This is a genomic window from Ferdinandcohnia sp. Marseille-Q9671 (assembly GCF_976954385.1).
Map to the genome: position 1 here is coordinate 817,766 of NZ_CDRJTA010000004.1, position 22,041 is coordinate 839,806.

The 22,041-nt window shown below is 35.6% G+C and carries 21 protein-coding genes and 1 pseudogene; 16 read left to right on the forward strand and 6 right to left on the reverse strand.

What is annotated here, in order from left to right; translation table 11 throughout:
* Nucleotides 1-9: 9 nt before the first annotated feature.
* Together ACWNMY_RS19310 and ACWNMY_RS19315 are read right to left on the reverse strand one after the other, a co-directional pair.
* Nucleotides 10-213 (reverse strand): YlaI family protein, encoded by a 204-nt coding sequence (locus tag ACWNMY_RS19310; RefSeq protein ID WP_449539874.1) that lies wholly within the window; start codon nucleotides 211-213, stop codon nucleotides 10-12.
* A gap of 277 nt (nucleotides 214-490) precedes the next feature.
* On the reverse strand, nucleotides 491-1,090 hold the full coding sequence (locus ACWNMY_RS19315; RefSeq protein ID WP_449539875.1) for a YhcN/YlaJ family sporulation lipoprotein: 600 nt from the start codon (nucleotides 1,088-1,090) through the stop codon (nucleotides 491-493).
* A 224-nt stretch (nucleotides 1,091-1,314) separates the two neighbouring features.
* Between ACWNMY_RS19315 and ACWNMY_RS19320 the strand changes: the two genes are divergently transcribed.
* Nucleotides 1,315-2,643, forward strand: a complete 1,329-nt coding sequence (locus ACWNMY_RS19320) for a PhoH family protein (RefSeq protein ID WP_449539876.1) — start codon at nucleotides 1,315-1,317, stop codon at nucleotides 2,641-2,643.
* Nucleotides 2,644-2,728: 85 nt separating this feature from the next.
* Here the strand turns inward: ACWNMY_RS19320 and ACWNMY_RS19325 are convergent, their stop codons facing one another.
* Nucleotides 2,729-3,226, reverse strand: coding sequence for a peptidyl-prolyl cis-trans isomerase (locus ACWNMY_RS19325; RefSeq protein ID WP_449539877.1), 498 nt, complete (start codon nucleotides 3,224-3,226; stop codon nucleotides 2,729-2,731).
* Nucleotides 3,227-3,447: 221 nt separating this feature from the next.
* Here ACWNMY_RS19325 and ACWNMY_RS19330 point away from each other — a divergent pair, with 221 nt between their 5' ends.
* From ACWNMY_RS19330 to pyc, 3 genes are all read left to right on the forward strand, one after another.
* Nucleotides 3,448-3,729 carry a YlaN family protein gene (locus ACWNMY_RS19330; RefSeq protein WP_229140547.1) on the forward strand — a complete coding sequence of 94 codons (282 nt, stop codon included), beginning with the start codon at nucleotides 3,448-3,450 and terminating at the stop codon, nucleotides 3,727-3,729.
* A 241-nt stretch (nucleotides 3,730-3,970) separates the two neighbouring features.
* Entirely contained in the window at nucleotides 3,971-5,185 is a 1,215-nt protein-coding gene (locus ACWNMY_RS19335; protein WP_449539878.1) for an FtsW/RodA/SpoVE family cell cycle protein, read from the forward strand.
* Between the two features lie 65 nt (nucleotides 5,186-5,250).
* Entirely contained in the window at nucleotides 5,251-8,694 is a 3,444-nt protein-coding gene (gene pyc, locus ACWNMY_RS19340) for a pyruvate carboxylase (protein WP_449539879.1), read from the forward strand.
* A gap of 88 nt (nucleotides 8,695-8,782) precedes the next feature.
* Here pyc and ACWNMY_RS19345 read toward each other — a convergent pair whose 3' ends face one another.
* On the reverse strand, nucleotides 8,783-9,760 hold the full coding sequence (locus ACWNMY_RS19345; RefSeq protein WP_449539880.1) for a COX15/CtaA family protein: 978 nt from the start codon (nucleotides 9,758-9,760) through the stop codon (nucleotides 8,783-8,785).
* 731 nt (nucleotides 9,761-10,491) lie between these two features.
* Between ACWNMY_RS19345 and cyoE the strand changes: the two are divergent.
* From cyoE to ACWNMY_RS19390, 9 genes and pseudogenes are all read left to right on the forward strand, one after another.
* A pseudogene (cyoE, locus tag ACWNMY_RS19350) lies at nucleotides 10,492-11,346 on the forward strand (heme o synthase); the annotation flags it as partial.
* A gap of 93 nt (nucleotides 11,347-11,439) precedes the next feature.
* Nucleotides 11,440-12,519, forward strand: coding sequence for a cytochrome c oxidase subunit II (coxB, locus tag ACWNMY_RS19355; RefSeq protein ID WP_449539881.1), 1,080 nt, complete (start codon nucleotides 11,440-11,442; stop codon nucleotides 12,517-12,519).
* A 30-nt stretch (nucleotides 12,520-12,549) separates the two neighbouring features.
* Nucleotides 12,550-14,430 (forward strand): cytochrome c oxidase subunit I, encoded by a 1,881-nt coding sequence (gene ctaD, locus ACWNMY_RS19360; protein WP_449539882.1) that lies wholly within the window; start codon nucleotides 12,550-12,552, stop codon nucleotides 14,428-14,430.
* A complete protein-coding gene (locus ACWNMY_RS19365; RefSeq protein ID WP_449539883.1) occupies nucleotides 14,430-15,050 on the forward strand; it encodes a cytochrome (ubi)quinol oxidase subunit III in 621 nt (206 codons plus the stop codon). The genes ctaD and ACWNMY_RS19365 overlap by 1 nt, the downstream gene beginning before the upstream one ends.
* Nucleotides 15,051-15,054: 4 nt before the next feature.
* Entirely contained in the window at nucleotides 15,055-15,390 is a 336-nt protein-coding gene (ctaF, locus tag ACWNMY_RS19370; protein WP_449539884.1) for a cytochrome c oxidase subunit IVB, read from the forward strand.
* Nucleotides 15,391-15,849: 459 nt separating this feature from the next.
* Nucleotides 15,850-16,746, forward strand: a complete 897-nt coding sequence (gene ctaG / locus ACWNMY_RS19375) for a cytochrome c oxidase assembly factor CtaG (RefSeq protein WP_449539885.1) — start codon at nucleotides 15,850-15,852, stop codon at nucleotides 16,744-16,746.
* Between the two features lie 28 nt (nucleotides 16,747-16,774).
* Nucleotides 16,775-17,242, forward strand: coding sequence for a DUF420 domain-containing protein (locus ACWNMY_RS19380; protein ID WP_449539886.1), 468 nt, complete (start codon nucleotides 16,775-16,777; stop codon nucleotides 17,240-17,242).
* Nucleotides 17,243-17,520: 278 nt separating this feature from the next.
* Nucleotides 17,521-18,030: a GNAT family N-acetyltransferase gene (locus ACWNMY_RS19385; protein WP_449539887.1), complete on the forward strand. Its 510-nt coding sequence runs from the start codon at nucleotides 17,521-17,523 to the stop codon at nucleotides 18,028-18,030.
* A 163-nt stretch (nucleotides 18,031-18,193) separates the two neighbouring features.
* Nucleotides 18,194-18,541 carry an Asp23/Gls24 family envelope stress response protein gene (locus tag ACWNMY_RS19390; protein ID WP_449539888.1) on the forward strand — a complete coding sequence of 116 codons (348 nt, stop codon included), beginning with the start codon at nucleotides 18,194-18,196 and terminating at the stop codon, nucleotides 18,539-18,541.
* 41 nt (nucleotides 18,542-18,582) lie between these two features.
* On the opposite strand, the gene ACWNMY_RS19395 is transcribed toward ACWNMY_RS19390, so the two are convergent.
* Entirely contained in the window at nucleotides 18,583-18,951 is a 369-nt protein-coding gene (locus ACWNMY_RS19395; RefSeq protein WP_449539889.1) for a YugN family protein, read from the reverse strand.
* Between the two features lie 304 nt (nucleotides 18,952-19,255).
* On the opposite strand from ACWNMY_RS19395, the gene safA reads away from it, so the two are divergent.
* The 3 genes from safA (at nucleotide 19,256) to ACWNMY_RS19410 (ending at nucleotide 21,510) form a co-directional block, all read left to right on the forward strand.
* Complete coding sequence (safA, locus tag ACWNMY_RS19400; protein WP_449539890.1) at nucleotides 19,256-19,873, forward strand: SafA/ExsA family spore coat assembly protein; 618 nt, start codon at nucleotides 19,256-19,258, stop codon at nucleotides 19,871-19,873.
* A gap of 21 nt (nucleotides 19,874-19,894) precedes the next feature.
* Nucleotides 19,895-20,320: a CBS domain-containing protein gene (locus ACWNMY_RS19405; protein ID WP_449539891.1), complete on the forward strand. Its 426-nt coding sequence runs from the start codon at nucleotides 19,895-19,897 to the stop codon at nucleotides 20,318-20,320.
* 125 nt (nucleotides 20,321-20,445) lie between these two features.
* Nucleotides 20,446-21,510 (forward strand): CAP domain-containing protein, encoded by a 1,065-nt coding sequence (locus tag ACWNMY_RS19410; RefSeq protein ID WP_449539892.1) that lies wholly within the window; start codon nucleotides 20,446-20,448, stop codon nucleotides 21,508-21,510.
* 163 nt (nucleotides 21,511-21,673) lie between these two features.
* Here the strand turns inward: ACWNMY_RS19410 and ACWNMY_RS19415 are convergent, their stop codons facing one another.
* Nucleotides 21,674-22,036, reverse strand: a complete 363-nt coding sequence (locus tag ACWNMY_RS19415) for a hypothetical protein (protein WP_449539893.1) — start codon at nucleotides 22,034-22,036, stop codon at nucleotides 21,674-21,676.
* Nucleotides 22,037-22,041 lie beyond the last annotated feature (5 nt).

Sequence of the window (22,041 nt, forward strand, 5' to 3'; positions counted from 1 at the left end):
TGTTACTTCTTACCACCAATCGTCATCTTTTTTCTTTTTACGATAGAGTTTGAAATTATTGGTTGCGATTCTCTCGTTTGTTCTTGTCTCAATTCGATCATGGCATTGGTTGCACATGTATGTATGTATTGGTCGGTTTCTGAGTCGTTTTGCGAGGCTTGATTCATCCTCTATGTCTTCAATTATATCGCATATTACGCATTTTACTTTCATATCTTTGAACCCCTCTAGTATTATCTAGTATCTATTCTTATTTAATATATAGCTCCAGGCGCTATCGGTTTCAGATTTATAAGCCAATGCTGCTAAAGTAATGAGTATCGTCGCTCAGCATTATCCTTATGTCACCTATATCAACGCACCTTGCACTTTTCTTATTATACAACAATACATACTTTTCTGACAAAGTTTGTCTTTTTAATAGCGAGGGAGAGGTAGATGGAATGATATAAAAAGGAGCATTCACGTGTTGAACAATGCTCCTTTACCATTACTTATCCATATTATTGTTAGATTGGTCATCCTGTTCTTTGTTAATTTTCTTTTCTTCTTTTTGATTTAATTGTCGATCATTTGTTTCGGTTGGTTCCGTATTGTCATTATCAATAATATCACTAGGAACGTCTGGAATAATTCTACCGACAATTTGCGCAAGTTCGTCTAATATACCTGTAATAGGTCTTCCTTTTTCAATTTCTTGTCCCATTTTACGTAAGCGTTCGAAAGTATCTGCATCCGCTACAACGACTGCATTTGCTCCATGTGGGTCATGCTGTAAACTCTCTGCAACTGAATACTTAATAGTCTCCACTCTAGAACGATCCAGTTTGGCACTTACATCAATGCCTACAACTGCAAATTTCCCTATCACGACTGCCGTAGCGTCATTTACGTTAGGAACACTACTTGCTATCTCTACAAGGTGGCTAGCGATTTCCTGTCCTGTCTTTCTGTCAACATGATCTTCAACTGTATTTTTAACCTGTACACGACTTTCTTTCTCATCTTCTCCAGCATTATTATTCGTTGTACCACATCCAGATAACATAAAGAGTATGCTTGCGAACAGAAGGATATAAATATATCTCATAGTTTTGCCTCCCATCGTTCTTGTGTTTTCTTTTTTTATTGTTTAATTATTCTTCTATCTTTATGCATCAAGACATATATTTTTATCAATGGTCCGTCCTTCACGAACAAAAATAGGATTGACTAATATAATAAAAATATAAATAAAACGATTTTTTAACAGATGAATTACCGGCTTCACTCCTAAAACAAAAAATGAATCATACTTGAGTAGGAGGCATAAATTTGGAGAAAATTTACGTATTAGATACAAATGTACTACTACAAGATCCAAGATCAATATTTTTATTCGAAGATAATGAGGTTGTAATACCAGCGGTTGTGTTAGAAGAGGTAGACTCGAAAAAAAGATACATGGATGAAATCGGTAGGAATGCAAGGCAGGTTTCTAAACTTATCGATAATCTTAGAAAAACGGGAAAGCTTCATGAAAAGATTCAGCTTGAAACGGGTGGGAGCTTACGGATTGAATTGAATCATAGGTCTTTCCATGAATTGCAAGATATATTTGTTGAAAAAACAAATGATAATCGGATCCTAGCAGTAGCCAAAAATCTCTCCTTAGAAGAACAATCAAAAGAAAATGGGAAACAGGTCATTTTAGTTAGTAAGGATGCGCTTGTACGAGTAAAGGCAGACGCATTAGGATTGCAATCTGAAGATTTTTTGAATGATCGTGTGGTTGAAGTAGATCATATATATTCGGGGTTTCTCGAGATATATATAAATCGAAATCTATTGGATCTCTTTTATGAAAAAGGTGAGCTTCACGTTACAGAACTAGTGAATCATCCTTTTTATCCAAACCAATTTGTACTATTAAAAGATGCTTTAGGAGGCTCTTCCTCAGCGATAGGTATTGTAGATAAAACAGGCAAAATTGTAAAAAAACTCATATTTACACAAGATCATATTTGGGGGATTAAGCCTAGAAATGTACAACAAACCATGGCATTTGAATTATTATTAAGAGAAGACATCCCGTTGATTACATTAATCGGTAAAGCTGGTACAGGAAAAACACTATTAGCGCTTGCTGCAGGTCTTTTGCAGACAGAGGATTTAGGTTATTATAAGAAACTTTTAGTTGCAAGACCTATTGTCCCAGTGGGGAAAGATATTGGCTTCTTACCTGGGGAAAAACAGGAAAAGCTTAGACCGTGGATGCAACCGATATATGATAATTTAGAGTACCTATTCAATACGAAAAAGCCTGGCGAGTTAGATGCTATTCTAGCAGGAATGGGTTCAATCGAGGTAGAGGCTTTAACTTATATAAGAGGAAGAAGTATCCCAGAGCAATTCATTATCATCGATGAAGCGCAAAATTTAACCAAGCATGAAGTTAAGACAATCTTAACTAGGGTAGGGGAAAAAAGTAAAATTGTTTTTATGGGAGATACGGAACAAATTGACCACCCGTACCTAGATGAATATAATAATGGGCTAACATATGTGGTTGAAAAGTTTAAAGACCAAAAGATAGCTGGCCATATTCGGTTAGTAAAAGGGGAGCGTTCCGGGCTTGCACAGCTCGCAGCAGATATACTGTAACTGATTCGACAGTTCACTGTCTTTTAAAAGTAGGCCCAAAAAAGCCTGTCACCAATTTTATGTTGGTGGCAGGCGAGAACAAATGTTATTCAACGATAAAAGCAGTTATATTTTTTATTGGATTTTTTTGATTTGACCCATCTCCAAAATAAAAATGGACAGGACCATCTTCGCGTAGAGGTTTTCCTACTTTTGAAAATCCTAGTATCGCATCTTGTGCTTCAATAAGTGGAATAACAGTTTCTTTTTCTCTTTGAACAATTTTTAAAGTAGTAGCTTCCATTTCTGGTTCTGCATTTTTGATAAAATCATTAAAAGGAATTCCGAATGTGCCAGTTAACACTTTCTCCTTCTCATATTTTTTCTCTGTTTTTAAGGTAGGAGGATATATTGCACCTTCCCTTATTTCCCTATCCCATTGATGAGAAACAGCCTTTGTGTATTCAGCTAAGTCTTCTTCGACCTTTTGATTTGACTGAAAATATGTAAGTAAATCAACTTTACGATCATCAAATATCCACACACTAGGGTCAAGGGTAATCTTATACTTCGTTTTTCCCTCAATCATAATTATTGAATTCATACATGCACCAATCCTTTCATTCTTTATTATAATTGTTTTGAAATATTATAGAAAGTAGATTCTCTTTAGTGGCTGAATGAATAGGAATAAGTAAACGAATTGTTACTCTATTTCAAATAAAAGAATGCTAGTCTTATCTATTTATTCTTGCAATTTTACTATATACAGGTTAATATTTATAGATAGGATTAGGTATCGCTTCTGAACGGAGGGGTTATAAATTGACGTCAGAGATTTCGGTGAATCATCGTGAGAAAGCATTGTCCTTATTACAGGCAGATGCAGAAAAAATATTGAAACTTATAAAAGTTCAAATGGATAATTTAACAATGCCACAATGCCCATTGTATGAAGAAGTGCTTGATACACAAATGTTTGGATTATCCAGAGAAATTGACTTTGCTGTTAGATTAGGATTAATAGAAGGGCTTGAAGGCAAAGAGCTCCTCTCAAAACTTGAGCGTGAATTATCCGTTCTACATGAAGCTTCGACTCGAAAGTAAGTAAACTTATAGATAAAATTAACTCAAATTATTCTGCTAAAGGATAATTTGAGTTTTTTTATAAAGATAGGCCTACTTCATTCTAAAAAACAAAATAGAGGGACCCTTGTATTTAATAGTATTTTTGCATATGAAAGGCTGCAAGTTTATAAGAAATGCAGGATTTTCTCGATATAAATCGAAAAAATATAGTACAATAAATAAATAACTTTGCCTATTTATTTTTAGAGGAAGATGCCTTATGCTAAAAAAAATAATAAAATCATATGATTATACATTAGTACTTGCCGTGTTTCTATTATGTTCATTTGGACTAGTCATGGTTTATAGTGCAAGTATGGTCATTGCCTCTGCACCTAAGTTTGGAGAAAATCCCTCCTTCTTTTTTGATAGACAAAAAATAGCGTTGTTAATTGGTGCAGGAGCCTTTTTGTTTACGATGATATTACCTTATAAAATATATGCTAACAAAAAAATTCTCCTAATTATCGTTCTGGGATCTGTTTCAATGCTTTTGTTAGTTTTCGGCATAGGACATACTGCAAATAATGCTCAAAGTTGGATTATGGTGGGTGCTAGGGGGATTCAACCATCTGAATTTACTAAATTGAGCGTAATCATTTATCTTGCAGCGGTTTATTCTAAAAAACAAGCATATATAAACCAGTTCGGTATAGCAGTAATGCCACCTATTGCGTTCACCTTATTTATCTGTATGACAGTAGCAATCCAACCTGACTATGGAACTGCCTTTATTATTGGGTTGATTTCGTTATCAATTATTTTATGTTCAGGAATGGGAATTAAAAGCATAGGTAAACTAGTCTTACTAGGTATCGTTACAGCTATTCTATTATCACCATTCTTATATTTTTTATCGGATGGGATATTATCAGAGGGTAGAATGGGTCGCTTTTTAGGATTTATGAATCCCTTTGAAGATGAAAAAAATGGGTACCAATTAGTTAATTCCTATATTGCATTAGGTGCTGGAGGTTGGACAGGCCTAGGTTTAGGGCAAAGTATACAAAAATTCAACTATCTACCTGAAGCCCATACCGATTTTATTATGGCCGTTATTGCAGAAGAATTAGGTTTATTTGGAGTCATGTTTGTATTATTATTATTAGCATACATTGTTTTTCGAGGATTCCAAATTGCGAGAAAATGTACAGACCCATTCGGTAGTTTGCTAGCAATAGGTATTTCTTCAATGATTGCGATACAAACCTCAATAAACCTAGGTGGACTAACAGGATTAATTCCTATTACTGGGGTAACATTGCCCTTTATTAGTTATGGCGGGTCATCTCTTCTATTATTGCTTGCTTCCATGGGAATATTGATTAACGTTTCAATGTTCACAAACTATCAATCTATGTATAATAAAAAAGAAAAAAAGCCACAAGACGAACAAGTTCGTAACTTTCAAAAAAACTATGTCTCATATAGATAATACCTATCTATTTGTTGATGATAAAAGAATTACTTATAAACGCAAATCATAAAAGGGGGATACATATGAATAAGCGCATCGAGAAGGTACTAGTAGCAAACCGAGGAGAAATCGCAATACGGGTTTTTAGAGCTTGTACTGAATTAAATATCCGTACAGTAGCGATCTATTCAAAGGAAGATGTTGGCTCATTCCATCGCTATAAAGCGGATGAGGCCTATCTAGTCGGAGAAGGAAAAAAGCCAATTGATGCCTACTTAGACATTGAGGGTATTATTGAAATCGCAAAGGAAAATGGTGTGGATGCTATCCATCCAGGATATGGATTCTTATCTGAAAATATCGATTTCGCAAGAAGATGTGAAGAAGAAGGAATTGTTTTTATTGGACCAACATCTACGCATTTAGATATGTTTGGGGATAAAGTGAAAGCTAGACACCAAGCAGAGTTAGCTGAAATTCCGGTAATTCCGGGAAGCGATGGACCTTTAAAAAGTTTAGAAGAAGCTGTTCGCTTTGGAGAAGAACACGGCTATCCAGTTATTATAAAGGCTTCTCTTGGTGGTGGCGGACGTGGAATGCGAATTGTCCGAAGCAAGGCTGGGTTGAAAGAGTCGTTTGAACGTGCAAAGTCTGAAGCTAAGGCTGCTTTCGGTAATGATGAAGTTTATATTGAAAAGCTTATTGAAAATCCAAAGCATATTGAAGTTCAAATCATTGGGGACGTAGATGGTAATATAGTTCATCTTTATGAACGCGATTGCTCCGTTCAAAGACGACATCAAAAAGTCGTCGAGGTTGCTCCAAGCGTATCTTTACCAGAGCAATTACGCCAAGATATTTGTGATGCTGCAGTAAAGTTGATGAAAAAAGTAGAGTATGTTAATGCTGGAACTGTTGAATTCTTAGTTTCTAATAATGAGTTTTACTTCATTGAAGTAAATCCACGTGTTCAGGTGGAACATACGATTACTGAAATGATTACTGGAATTGATATTGTTCAAACGCAAATTTTAGTAGCTGAAGGACATTCTTTACACAGTAATAAAGTTGGTATTCCTGCACAAGAAGACATTAAAACTCACGGTTATGCGATTCAATCTCGTGTGACAACGGAAGACCCATTAAATAACTTTATGCCTGACACAGGAAAGATTAGTGCATATAGAAGTGGTGGAGGATTTGGAGTCCGTCTTGATACAGGAAATGGATTTACAGGTGCTGTTATTACACCATATTATGATTCACTACTAGTAAAACTATCGACACAGGCACTGACATTTGAACATGCTGCATCCAAAATGGTCAGAAACTTGAAGGAATTCAGAATCCGTGGAATTAAAACAAATATTCCATTTTTAGAAAATGTAGTTAGGCATGAGAAGTTTTTATCAGGAGAATACGATACATCCTTTATTGATTCTTCACCAGAACTTTTCATTTTCCCTAAGCCTAAAGACCGTGGAACAAAAATGCTATCCTATATTGGAACGGTTACAGTTAACGGTTTTCCAGGTGTAGAGAAGAAAAGGAAGCCTGTTTTTGACAAGCCATTTATCCCTAAGGTAAGACACAATGAGCCAGTTCCAGCAGGAACAAAGCAAATCTTAGATCAATATGGTCCTGAAGGAGTCGTTAATTGGGTCAAAGAACAAAAACAAGTACTTTTCACTGATACTACATTCCGTGATGCCCACCAATCATTATTGGCGACAAGATTTAGAACAACTGATATTAAACATATTGCAGATCCAACTGCAAGATTGTTACCGGAGTTATTCTCTCTAGAAATGTGGGGAGGGGCAACGTTTGACGTTGCATATAGATTCTTAAATGAGGATCCTTGGGACCGTTTAAAAACATTGCGTAAGCAATCACCTAATATTTTGTTCCAGATGTTATTAAGAGCTTCAAACGCAGTGGGTTATAAAAACTATCCTGATAATCTCATTAGAGAATTTGTAAAAGAATCGGCAGAAGCAGGTATTGATGTTTTCCGTATCTTTGATAGCTTAAACTGGGTAAAAGGGATGTCACTTGCAATTGACTCTGTAAGAAATAATGGAAAAATTGCCGAAGCTGCAATCTGTTACACAGGTGATATAAGCGACCCAACACGTACAAAATACGATTTACAATACTATAAAGACCTTGCTAGAGAACTGGAGCAATCCGGCGCACATTTATTAGGTATTAAAGATATGGCTGGGTTACTAAAACCACAGGCAGCCTATACTTTAGTATCAGCGCTTAAAGAAACTGTATCAATTCCTATTCATTTACACACACATGATACAAGCGGAAATGGAATATTCACTTATGCGAAAGCGATTGAAGCGGGTGTAGATATTGTTGATGTAGCTGTAAGCTCTATGGCTGGTTTAACATCTCAGCCTAGTGCCAATACACTATTATATGCATTAGAAGAGAATGATAGAAAACCGCAACTTTCAGTAAGTGCATATGAAGAGCTTGCACGTTATTGGGAAGGTGTTAGAAGATATTATCAAGATTTTGAAAGCGGCATGAACTCACCACATACCGAAGTATATAGACACGAAATGCCAGGTGGTCAATACAGCAATCTACAGCAACAAGCTAAAGCAGTTGGACTTGGTGAAAAGTGGGAAGATGTTAAGGAAATGTATCGACGTGTAAATGATATGTTCGGTGATGTCGTTAAGGTAACTCCATCTTCTAAAGTAGTTGGTGATATGGCACTCTATATGGTACAAAACAACCTTACTGAAGACGATATCTATGAAAGAGGAGAAACGCTAGATTTCCCTGACTCAGTAGTTGAGTTATTTGAAGGATATTTAGGTCAACCACATGGTGGTTTCCCAAGAGAACTGCAACGTATTATTTTAAAAGGCCGTGAGCCATTAACAGTTCGACCTGGAGAATTACTAGAGTCAGTTAATTTTGATGAAATAAAAGATACCTTAACTCATAGTCTTCATCGTAATAATGTGAGTAAGCAAGAAATGATTTCATACGCTCTTTATCCAAAGGTATTCTTGGATTATCAGAAGATGTTTGAGCAGTTCGGTGACATTTCAATGCTAGACACTCCAACTTTCCTTTATGGAATGAGACTAGGTGAAGAAATTGAAGTAGAGATTGAGCAAGGGAAGACACTGATCGTCAAGCTTGTTTCAATTGGTGAACCACAAGCAGACGCTACAAGAGTTGTTTATTTTGAATTAAATGGTCAACCGCGTGAGGTAATTGTAAAGGATGCAAGTATTAAGTCAACAGTCGTAGCTAAACATAAGGCTGATCGTGAGAATCAAAATCACATTGGTGCTACCATGCCGGGGACGGTTATTAAAGTGTTAGTCTCCAAGGGTGACAAAGTTAACAAAGGTGATCACTTAATGATTACTGAAGCTATGAAGATGGAAACAACTGTTCAGGCACCATTCACAGGTGTTGTAAAAGATATACATGTTTCTAATGGTGAAGCTATACAAACAGGTGATTTATTACTTGAACTAACAAAATAATTAATTAGTAAAGCCCTGAAGATAAATCTTCGGGGTTTCCTGATGCGCAAAAAAAATAACCCTAGCAATCCTTGGGTTATTTTTTACTTTATTGAACTGTAATTGTTTGATTTGGTTGAACCTGTTCATCATTCGAACCCTCTGTTTTTGCTTGTAGGGCTATTTCATTTTTCTTACTTCTAGATGATAAAAGAATAAAGTAACTAAATACACCAAATAAGCAAGCGATAAACAAGGCATGTGCTAAAGAAATAAATAAATTAAGTCTAGAGAATACAATAACAGCACCAGAAATTACTTGTACTGAAACAAGACCTAAAGCTATTAACCATCCATTGTATAACACCTTTTCAGTCTTATAGTGCTTGATAATATGAATAGTTAAAAGTAAAACCCAAATAAATATTCCACCGGCCAAGGCACGATGTCCCATTTGAACCCACTCATGCATCTGAGTAGGTAGGCCTATATTATTGTACGTACAAACTGGCCAGTCAGGACAAGCTAGGGAAGCACCTACATGTCTAACCAATGCCCCAGAATAGACAACAATTAAGCTATATATCGTCAATGAGTAAAATTGTATCCGCAGCTTTTTGTCAATTACAAGAGAATCAGCATCAAATTTCTTATCTACTTCAAAGATCAGTAATGTTAGTAATAATACTGATGCAAATGAAATGAGCGAAATGCCAAAATGTAGTGCAAGTACAACATCAGATTGTCCCCACATAACAGCTGCTGCCCCGATTAATCCCTGTAAAACAAGGAAAAAGAATGAGATGAATGATAAAAACTTTGTTTCTCTAATATGGCCAATTGCTTTCCAAGCCCATATTGATAATACTAGAACTAAAATACCAACTACACCTGAAACAACTCTATGACTGAGTTCAATAACTAACTCAAAAGTAATTTCCTCTGGGATTAACTTACCATGACAAAGCGGCCATGAATCCCCGCAACCAGCACCTGATTCTGTTTTAGTTACAAGTGCACCCCCGATAAGTACAAATAGCATACCGATCGTTGTTAATACTGATAGCCATTTTAGTGGACGGCTCAAGACATCACCTTCTTACCGTAATAAAACTTATATAGTTATTCTTATAGTACATTTCTACGATATTCATCATACCCAATAAATAGATAAATTTCAAAGAAACACATTCCTATCGATATTACACAATTTATGCATTCTTTACAACCACCAGAAAATGAAAAAAATAATTTTATTATAGTAAAAAAGGTTGAATATTATGAAGGAGTTTGCTAGAAATAGATAGGGGGATAAGATTTTTCAAATAACCACCTTACATACTTGTTAGGTTAACACTATTATTATAGTGGTAATAGTATTTACAGATCTATCCTATCTTTTTTCAGGTCACAAAATAGTCATAATTTATTAACAAAATGTTCACAAAAAAACTAAAAAATGTGATTTAATATACAGAAAGGGTATTTTTTAATATAATTTATACTATCCACATACCAAACCGATAAAAAGTATGGAAGTATATTTTTACATACCTCAAGACTAGAAAACGCTTTATTTTTTGGAAGAGCGTTTTTTAAGATTGATATTAGTGCAAAATGGAAATAAGATTCGCAAACGACTACTTACTATAGATAAATGAGTAAAGATGTAACTTTTTGTTTCATCATGATTTACACAAAAGTATGGGTGGATAAGTTTAAGGAGGCTACACGATGGCTACGACAAGGTCTGTACTTAGTGCAGATGAAAAGTTACAAAATGAAAAAAATCGTGATCAAGAATATAAAACCACAGCATATAAGGATTTTCTTGAACTGATAAAAATTGGGATTGTAAATTCCAATTTAATTACTACGTTTACGGGTGTCTGGCTTGCGCTTCATTTTACCGGCCAAAGCTTTTTGCAAGAGTTAGACATCGTTCTTTATACGCTTATTGGTTCGGCATTAGTAATTGCCGGGTCTTGTGCGATTAATAATTACTATGATAGAGATATTGATCATGCTATGGAACGTACAAAAGTACGTCCAACCGTTACAGGGAGAATTAATCCAATTCATGTTTTAGGAATGGGTTTAATACTCATACTAATAGGAACCGGATTCCTACTATTAACAACTATTACTGCTGCAGTAATTGGTTTAATTGGAGTCTTTTCATATGTTTTTCTATACACCATGTGGTCAAAACGTAGATATACAATAAATACCGTTATCGGAAGTATATCTGGGGCTGTGCCCCCACTAATTGGTTGGGCAGCTATTGATCCTAAACTACATTTAATAGCATGGCTCTTGTTTTTAATTATGTTTATTTGGCAGCCTCCACATTTTTTATCACTTGCAATGAGGCGAGTGGAGGAATATCGTGCAGCAGGGGTACCAATGCTTCCCGTTGTACACGGATTTGCAATGACAAAAAGACAAATAGTCATTTGGGTTATTTGTTTACTGCCACTTCCATTTTATATGTATCCATTAGGTATTCCTTTTGTTATACTAGCAACTCTTTTAAACCTTGGATGGTTGGTGTTAGGTATTAGAGGCTTTAAGATGAAAGATGATATCAAATGGGCAAAACTAATGTTTGTTTACTCGTTAAACTACTTGACGATTATGTTTGTTGCAATGATAATCGTTACGTTGATATAAGCGGGTTTCAAAATATAATTAATTCTTCTAACTATGTTAGAAGGATTTAATATTATTATTAAATATATCTTGAAAGAGGGGTTTGATTAAGCTATGAAAAAATGGCTACCAAACATGCGCATGTTTACACTGTTTAGTTTCATGGCGCTACTGTTAGCAGGGTGTGGGGAACCATTCGTTTCTGCACTTCGTCCATCAGGTGAAGTTGCACAATTGCAATACGATTTAATGATTTTAGCTACAGTAATCATGGTAATCGTTATGGCAGTGGTTGGAGTTATCTTTGTTATCTCTATTGTGAAATTCAGACGTAAAAAGGGTGACGAAAACAAGATACCTAAGCAGGTAGAAGGAAATCACACTTTAGAAGTGATCTGGACTGTTATCCCAATTCTTTTACTTTTAGTTCTTGCAGTTCCAACTGTATCCGCTACATTTGAATTAGCTGATGTAAGAGCAATGGAAGAAGGTACAAGAGATGAAGACGCAGTTGTAATTGATGTTTATGCAAATTTATATTGGTGGGAGTTTGAATATCCTGACCATGCTATTTCAACTGCACAAGAACTTGTTGTTCCAATGGATGAAAAGGTCTATTTCAACCTCAAGGCTAATGATGTAAAGCACTCATTTTGGATTCCTGCAGTTGGGGGTAAGATGGACACTAATACAGAAAATGTTAACAAGTTCTGGTTAGAGTTTGATTCAGAAAAAACAGAAGAAGCTGGCGGCTTATTCTATGGTAAGTGTGCAGAGCTTTGTGGACCATCACATGCATTAATGGACTTCAAGGTAAAACCACTTCCAAGAGCTGAGTTTGACCAGTGGGTTGATAACATGGTTGCTGCAAAGGACCAAGAAAAACCTGAACCAGCATCAGATTTAGCGAGAGCTGGAGAAGAAGTATTTAACGCTAACAGCTGTATTGCTTGTCATGCTGTTAATCCTGGCGAAATGGAACGAAATGCTCCTAACTTAGCTAATTTTGGAGAACGTTCAAGTATTGCTGGTAAATTAGAATTCAGCGAAGAAAATCTAAAGGCTTGGATAAAGGATCCTGAAACTATTAAGCCAGGTAACCAAATGTCAGGTACTTATGATAATAAAGGTTTAAGTGAGGAAGATTTAGACGCTTTAGCTGAATATTTAATGGGACTAAAAATTGAAGAATAATGTTTTAGAACTGAATAAGGAGGTCACACAGTGAGTACGTTAGCTCAGAAAAAAGGGTTTGGCGCTACTTTATGGGATTATTTAACAACAGTTGACCATAAAAAAATAGCTAAACTTTATTTAATGGCAGGTGGCTTTTTCTTCCTCGTCGGAGGAATAGAAGCCCTTATTATCCGTATACAGCTTGCTGTACCGGACAATAACTTCGTAAGTGCTGGTTTATTTAATGAAATGATAACCATGCACGGTACAACAATGATTTTCCTGGCAGCGATGCCACTCTTACTTGGATTTATGAATGCTGTCATGCCACTCCAAATTGGAGCTCGTGACGTAGCATTCCCATTTGTTAACGCATTAGGATTTTGGTTGTTTTTCTTCGGAGGAGTATTCTTAAATCTAAGTTGGTTCATAGGTGGACCAGATAGTGGTGCACCTGATGCAGGTTGGACTTCTTATGCATCACTTGCATTACATTCAGAGGGACACGGTATAGATTTCTATGTTCTAGGTCTCCAAATTTCAGGTATTGGGACATTGATTGGTGGTATTAACTTCTTAGCGACCATCATTACAATGAGAGCACCTGGAATGACTTACATGCGTATGCCATTATTTACATGGACTACATTTGTTGCATCAGCACTAATTTTATTCGCATTCCCTCCATTAACTGTAGGGCTACTGCTAATGATGTTTGACCGTATCTTTGAAACTGCGTTTTTCAACCCAGTATTGGGAGGAAATACAATTATTTGGGAGCATTTATTCTGGATTTTCGGTCATCCAGAGGTTTATATCTTAATTCTTCCAGCATTCGGAATTTTCTCTGAGATTTTCTCTACATTCTCAAGAAAACGCCTATTTGGATATTCATCAATGGTTTTCGCAACTGTACTAATTGGGTTCTTAGGATTCATGGTTTGGGCTCACCACATGTTCACAACTGGATTAGGACCAATTGCAAATGCGATTTTCGCTGTTGCAACAATGGCAATTGCCGTTCCAACAGGTATTAAAATCTTTAACTGGATCTTTACAATCTGGGGTGGATCAATCCACTTCACTACACCAATGTTATATGCGGCTGCTTTTATTCCATCATTCATCATGGGTGGAGTAACAGGGGTTATGTTAGCATCTGCACCTGCAGATTATCAGTATCATGATTCTTATTTCGTAGTTGCTCACTTCCACTATGTAATTGTTGGTGGGGTAGTATTAGCAGTATTAGCAGGGACACATTATTGGTGGCCTAAAATGTTTGGGAGAATGTTAAATGATACTTTAGGTAAAGTAACATTCTGGTTATTCTTAATTGGTTTCCATTTAACGTTCTTTATCCAACATTTCCTTGGATTAATGGGTATGCCTCGTCGTGTATTCACATTCTTACCAAATCATGGGTGGGAACTTGGAAACTTAATCAGTTCAATTGGCGCTGCATTTATGGCAGTTGGAGTACTTGTTCTTCTATATAATATTGTGAAGACATCTATTAATGGACCAAAAGCTGAAGCTGATGCATGGGGAGATGGACGTACTCTTGAATGGGCAATCTCATCACCACCTCCAGAGTATAACTTTAAGCAATTACCATTGGTTCGTGGTTTAGACGCATTATGGATTGAGAAAATGCAAGGTAAAAAAGGTATGACACCTGCTGAACCACTAGGGGATATCCATATGCCTAATAGTTCATTCTTACCATTCACGATTTCATTAGGTTTATTCGTAGCAGCGTTTGGATTCCTATTTTATACTGAAAAGTCATGGGATATTGCTGCAATCATCATTGGTGCGATTATCACATTTGGTTCCATGTTCCTACGTTCAGTTAAAGATGATCATGGATATCATATTCACAAAGAAGAATTAGTTGATGATAATGATAAGGGGGTTAAGGCATAATGCATGTTGAAGAAAAATTTACAGCTGAAACTTTTCCTGCAGAGCCTGAAAAAGCAACCCTTGAAGGGAAAAATAAATTTATAGGTTTTTGGTTGTTCCTAGGAGGCGAAACGGTTCTTTTCGCTTCATTATTTGCTACTTACCTAGCATTAAAAAATAACCATGGAACAGGTCCATCTTCACAGGATTTGTTTGAAATACCATTAGCTTTTGCTATGACAATGATTCTTTTAACAAGTTCGCTAACTAGTGTGTACGCAATGTATCACATGAAAAATTTCAACTTTAAAAAGATGCAACTTTGGTTAGGCTTAACTGTACTTCTTGGTGCAGCATTCCTAGGATTAGAAATCTATGAGTTTAATCATTATGTACATTTAGAGCATACGATTCAAAGTAGTGCATTTGGTTCTGCATTCTATGTTCTTGTAGGAACACACGGTGCTCACGTATTATTTGGGCTATTTTGGATCCTTACTATCATGATTCGTAATGCGAATCGTGGGTTAGATCTTTATAATGCACCTAAGTTTTATGTTGCAAGTCTTTACTGGCACTTTATCGACGTAGTTTGGGTGTTCATCTTTACTGTTGTATACTTAATGGGAATGGTGGGATAAACTGATGGCGACAAATAATTCAAATTCAGGTAACCCTAATGTTGATTTAGCGTATCGTAAAAGAAAAAGCGCTGAAGAAATGAAACATCATGTCATTTCTTTCGCTTTAATGATTTTTCTTACTATTATTGCCTTTATAGCAGTTGGATATGGTGATTTTTCACCATGGTTTGTAGTACCATTTATCCTGCTATTGGCAGTAATTCAAGTAATTTTACAATTGTATTACTTCATGCATATGAATCATAAGGGTCATGAAGCACCAAAAATGTTCTTGTTTTCGGGAGTATTAATTGCTGCAATTACAGTCTTATGCTTCATGACAATTATTTGGTGGTAAGGAAAACAGAAAGTCGGCGTAAAGCCGGCTTTCTTTTATTTTTTTAGAATTCTAGAACTATTTGAAATACCTACATCTCGTCAAATAAATAGTGTCTATCACAAAGGTTAGGAACTACATGAAGATCCTGTTCCAACGCAGTCTGAATAGCTTGCTTGTTTGTTATTTTTGACACTAAATGTTCATAATGGTTTGTTTGCATGGCTATTACCCTAGGGGTATAATTAATAATATGTGTATAATGTTTATTCCTAAATTCCTTTATTAGAGCAAAAATTTTTTAGTGTTAGGATGAACGGAACAAAGCTAATCATTTAGTGGAAGTGAATTTCTGATGGTTATAGAAAACAGCTCCGGTGTTGCATGAATTTTTTATCTAACTATAATTAGGCAAAGCAAACTATAGTGAAAACGTGAGCAAATATGCAAGTTATTTTATTTCAGTGGGGTGAAGGTTTAATGACTATTGATATATTTGGATTTCGGGCACTTTGGAGTCCATACTTTTTTCTTTCTTTATTAATCATTACTGTTCTTTATTTTATGATTGTTGGTCCATGGCGACATCGTTTTGCCCAATCTGAACCTACGTCTATAAAGACAAAATTGTTTTTTGTGTTAGGAATGATCCTACTATATATTTGTAAAGGGAGCCCGATCGATTTATTAGGTCATATCATTTTTAGTGCGCATATGACACAAATGGCTCTTCTATATTTAGTGGTACCGCCATTATTAATCGTAGGATTACCGAATTGGCTATGGAGGAAAATTATAAATGCGGCCTTAATTAAACCGATTTTTACATTTCTTACAAAGCCACTAATCGCATTAGTTATGTTTAATGGATTATTTTCGTTCTACCATATTCCACTAATTTTTGATTTTGTTAAAACAAGCATGATTATTCATGCTGTAACTACGATAGTTATTTTTATTTTCTCACTTTTAATGTGGTGGCCATTACTTAATAAATTAGAGGAATGGGATACGTTGAGTGGACTCAAAAAGGTAGGTTATATCTTTGCGGATGGAATGTTATTAACACCCGCATGTGCACTCATTATTTTCTCTGAAACTGCTTTGTATGCAACCTATACTGAGATGGGGGCTTGGGTTAATGCGTTAGAACTTTGTGTACCAGCATCTATGCTTTCTGGTATAACGTTAACTGGTCCAGAAATGTTCAACTTTATGCCAGCGCTTGAAGATCAACGTACAGGTGGAGTAATAATGAAGATTATCCAAGAAATTGTATATGCAGTATTGCTAAGTATAGTATTCTTTGAATGGGTACGTAAAGAACGTGAACAAGATAAGCTTGATGAACAATTGCTTGAACCACAAACAAACTAATAAAGAAGTTTTATGAGAGAGGGTAACCATGAATTTTAATCTACCAATTCTGCCTACAATTAGTACCATTTTTATTTTTCTTAGTGCAGTAACTGTTGCAATCGGTTGGTATTTTATAAAAAAGAAGAATATTGCCGCACATAAAAAAACGATGACACTTGCAGCGATTTTTGCTTTAATCTTCTTCATTATTTATATGTCAAGAACCATATTTATTGGGAATACATCATTTGGTGGACCAGACGATATCAAGATTTACTATACTATCTTTTTAGTTTTTCATATAACGTTAGCTACAATAGGAGCAATATTTGGAATTGTCACGTTATATCTTGGCTATAAAGATAAGATTGCAAAGCATCGTAAGATTGGCCCGATAACGAGTATTATTTGGTTCTTTTCAGCTCTTACTGGTGTTGCCGTGTATTTATTATTGTACGTTTTTTATAAGGGTGGGGAAACAACATCCATGTTTAAAGCAATACTAGGGTTCTAAGGTAAAAGTCTAAATATGATTGGGTGTAATATGTATAAGGTGTTCTAGAATACAATATTCTAGAGCACCTTTTTATTTTGTATGTAGTTTCACATGAATGTAGATAGGGTTTCATCAAGTATACTTTTATTCACTGGGGATACCCCATTAATAAAGGTATAGCCACCGGCAGATGCCACGGGTTTTTTCTAGCACAAATACACCAAGCCGCATTTGATAGGATTATTAAATTGCATTAACACATTTTACTTCAATATAGGTAGAAGGGAGTGTTAAGGATGATTGAAATCTTTACAGAAAACTTATTATTGGTACCTTGTTCCTTGGATATCGCAAAATCATTAATATTCCATCGCACAGAACTTGAAAAGCGATCACCTATAACGATTCCAACCAATTGGCCTTCACCATTAATTACAGGTATTCTTCCGTTTTATATAGAAAAACTTGAAAAGGATGAAAGTCATTATGGTTGGGGACTGTGGCTAATCATTAATTATGCGGAAAAACGGATAATAGGTGATATTTATCTGCAAGGTAAGCCTGATAAGAAAGGAAATGTTCAATTAACGTATACCATGAATCGTGAATATCAGAAAACCAGCCTAACGTATGAAGCAGTTGATGCTTTAATTGATTGGTTAATTACACAGGCTGATGCAAAAAAAGTATTAATGGAATGTAGTGATAGCAATTATCAGTCCATTCAGCTCTTTGAAAAACTTGGAATGAGATGTACAAAGAAGGATGGTAGATTTTTAACATGGGAGCTTCGTAAGGTAATATAAATGACAATTTGAGAGTTTCTTATTATTTTCATGATGGATATGGAGCCTTTACTAAATGCATGTACATTTTAAAAAAAATTTTCTAGACTAGTGCCCAATTTTTTCTTCTAGCATAAGTTAATATAACAACAGGTATATGAGATTAAGAAGGAGTGTGGTTGGGTTGGTTAGAAAGGCATTAAATAATGGCTCTCTTTATATAAAGAACGATGTATTAGCGATGATTGCATCCATTTGTGCAAAGGAAATGGAAGGGGTAAATATTGTTTCAGGATTAAAGGATGGCGTTTCAGGTATATTAAATCGATATTACCATAGAAATGGAATTACCGTAATCGAAGAAGACGAACAAATTGGTATTGAAGTGAAAATTGCAGTTGAGTATGGGATGGAAATTTTTAAAACATGCGAAATTTTGCAGTCGGCAATCTTAAATGAAATTAAAGCAATGACAGGTATAAGCCTCTCTAGTCTAACAATTAAAGTCGAGGGCCTAACACCTGCACCGTAAAAAAAGGGAAACCCTAGGTTTCCCTTTTTGCGTTATTGAACTTATGCGTTTACAACTGCATCAAGATTTTCTTTTACTTTTGCTAGGATACGATTACATTGTTCGATAAGTGAGTTCGGGAAGTTTTCATCTTCACCATATTCCACACCATGTGGGTAATAGTATTTTCCTACGAATGGAGTAAGCAATTTGATTACTGCATCAGTAGCATTTTCTTCAACTACACCTTCAACAGCATATCCTTGTACGCGAAGGTAGAAAATCTCACCTTTAATTTCAAACTTACGATCATATGTAATTCTTTCGTAATCCCATTGTCCAGCAAGGATAAATCCTTCCGATCTCATTATATCAGTTAATCTTGGCAATTCGATCGTTACATTTTCAATCCCCGTTTTTTCAAATCTCATTTAAAATTCCCTCCAAAACCGTCAATACGATTTATATGTTCTCAGTATAATAATAGTACGAAAAGATGGAAGTTGCAACGTTTGACATTAATATGTCACTAAAAATAAATAATTATTTGTAAAAATAATCATACCAGGTAGAGACATACTCATTTACTGTTGGCTTACTAAATGTGGATAATTTATAGGAACCACTTATTTAAAAAGAAGTTTTTAATACAGTTTAAAAAATTCTCCAGACTATGCGCTTAGGGCGCATTTGATTGGATGTATTGGTCAAACTAATGGAGAAAGGAGGAGCAAAATGAAAAAAATTCTTTTAAGCTTTGTATGCTTTTTATTCGTATTATGTAGTCCACTTATTGCAAATGGACAAGGTACAACTACATACACCGTGCAGCCTGGTGATTCTTTGTGGAAGATTGCCGTACGATATCAGATCGGACTGTCTGAAATTATACAGACAAACCCACAATTTCCTAATCCGCATCTTATCTATCCTGGGCAAAAGGTTACCATTCCAATTCTGGATAATGTAAAAAGTATTGAGAATCAGGTAATTTCTTTAACCAATCAACAAAGAGCAAAGCATGGTTTGCCAGCACTAAAGGCTGATTGGGAGCTATCTAGAGTAGCGCGTTATAAATCTGTTGATATGCGAGACCGTAATTATTTTGAACATACTTCACCGACTTACGGTTCTCCATTTACAATGATGCGAAACTTTGGCATAACGTACAGAACAGCTGCTGAAAATATTGCTGCAGGTCAAAGAACTCCACAGGAAGTAGTAAATGCGTGGATGAATAGTCCAGGACATCGTGCAAATATTCTTAAACAGGATGTTACGCATATTGGTGTAGGTTATGCGGAAGGCGGTTCAAAAAGGCATTACTGGACACAGATGTTTATTGGTAAGTAATGAAGATGGAAGGAGGATATTATGGAATCTGTTCGTGACGTAATGAGTACAGATGTTGAGTATTGTACACCACTTGATAATGTATATGAGGTTGCTGTTAAAATGAAGGATTTAGATGTTGGGGCGATTCCGATCCTAGATAATAATAAGTTAATTGGAATGATAACAGACAGAGATTTGGTCGTGCGTGGTATTGCTGAAAAAAGACCAGGATCAAACCAGGTTACAAATGTTATGAGCGAAAACCTGATAACATGTTCACCCGATACATCGCTTGATGAAGCATCTCAGCTCATGTCTAAGCATCAAATTAGACGTTTACCTGTTGTAGAGAATGATCAGTTAGTTGGGATCGTCTCTTTAGGAGATTTGGCCACAAATACGACTTCCGATGAAAGCGCGGGAGACGCGTTAAGCGACATATCTGAACAAGACCAACTCCATTAACGAACAGGCACCTATTTTGGGTGCCTGTTTGCGTTATGTGATTCCCTATAAAAACTTACCTGACACCATGAATAAATCTAGTGAATTTTTAATATACATGGTAGAAATATGTTCAATGTCAGGAAGTGATTCTTCTGAAAGTAGCAAAGATTGTAGCCATTGTCTTACTTCTTGTTTCTAGCATTTACTTTATTTCAATTAACCATGGAAGAGTAGAAAAGATACATGAATTAGACGCCATTCAAGTAGTTACTACACACACGAATTCACTTAAGGAAAATGAACAATATAAATATGGTATTCAACAATTTGATGGACTCTACTCATTTATCGGGATGGAACAGTCTAAGATAAAAGATATATTGGGAGAACCAAAACGAATTGATTACTCGTCATATGATTATGTATGGTGGGTTTATAATTCGGATCCCAAAAATTATATTCAAGTTGGGATTGAAAATAATAAAGTAGTTACTGTTTTTGGGACAGGAGACAATGTAAACATTTCGCCTTTTCATATTGGACAACCAATTGAAGAGCTTCAGTCAAAGGGATTAATTAAGCCTGAAATTTCGCTATCTGTGGAAAAAAATCCGTATAGATTTGAACTAACCGAACAAGAATTGAATACAAACCCTCTAATTGCAATGGGAAGTGTTTATGTCCAACTATATGTTGACACTTTTACAAAATCTATTTCAAGCGTACGCTTTTTAGATGGAAAGACTTTAATAAAGCTGCGTCCCTATGAATTAGCATATCGAGGAGAATTACTTTCTGCAAACGAAGTATCCTCAAATGAATGGAAGTTGATTGAACAAGGAAATACGGCTCAGATTCTGGATTTATCTAATATTATAAGAATGAGACATGGTATTCCTCCACTAAAATGGGATGAACAAACTGCTGAGGTAGCTTACCTACATAGTAAAGATATGAGCACGAATCAGTATTTTGACCATGTTTCACCAACAAAAGGTGGTTTGGCAGAGCGACTTGCACAAGGAAATGTCAGTTATCTTTTGGCAGGGGAAAACATTGCTGCAAAGTATATTGATGGTATTGCTGCAGTAGAGGGCTGGTTGAATAGTGAGGGACACCGAGATACTCTTTTACATGAGGAATACAATTACCTTGGTGTTGGGGTATATGAAAAATATTATACGCAAAATTTCATCCAGAAAAACTAAGTGACAGATAACCTACAATATAACGACTATGCTCCATTGTTACAGACGCCTCTAATTGGCTGAACTCAAGTGGATTTAGATATCACGAATATTGCCTGTGAAAAAAGAGAGTGTAGATAAAATTTTGATCACTTTGTCTACACTCTACATACCTTATGAAAACTTAATTTTTATTTGAAATTTTGTGGTTAATAAATCGGAAGCAGTCCTTCGTCCATTCCCCGATACATGTTATATCATCGCCGATATTTAGCTCAAGTGGAGAAGCATCATCCTTAAGTGGCAGTATGCGCCTGGCTTTAATTAACCCTGAGGATGTTTTTAATGTTAATTCAGTAACTACGATGACTTTATGGTAATAAAATCTCTGTTTTTCTTCGTTTTTGTTGATGATTCGTCCATGAATTACCGCTTCTTCCTTCACGTTCTCAAGAGCATTCCACTTATCTTCATATTTTTTCCTTTCTTTCCTTGATAAAAAATAAAAATATAGAATGATAACTGGAATGACAATTGCAGTAACCATGCCTA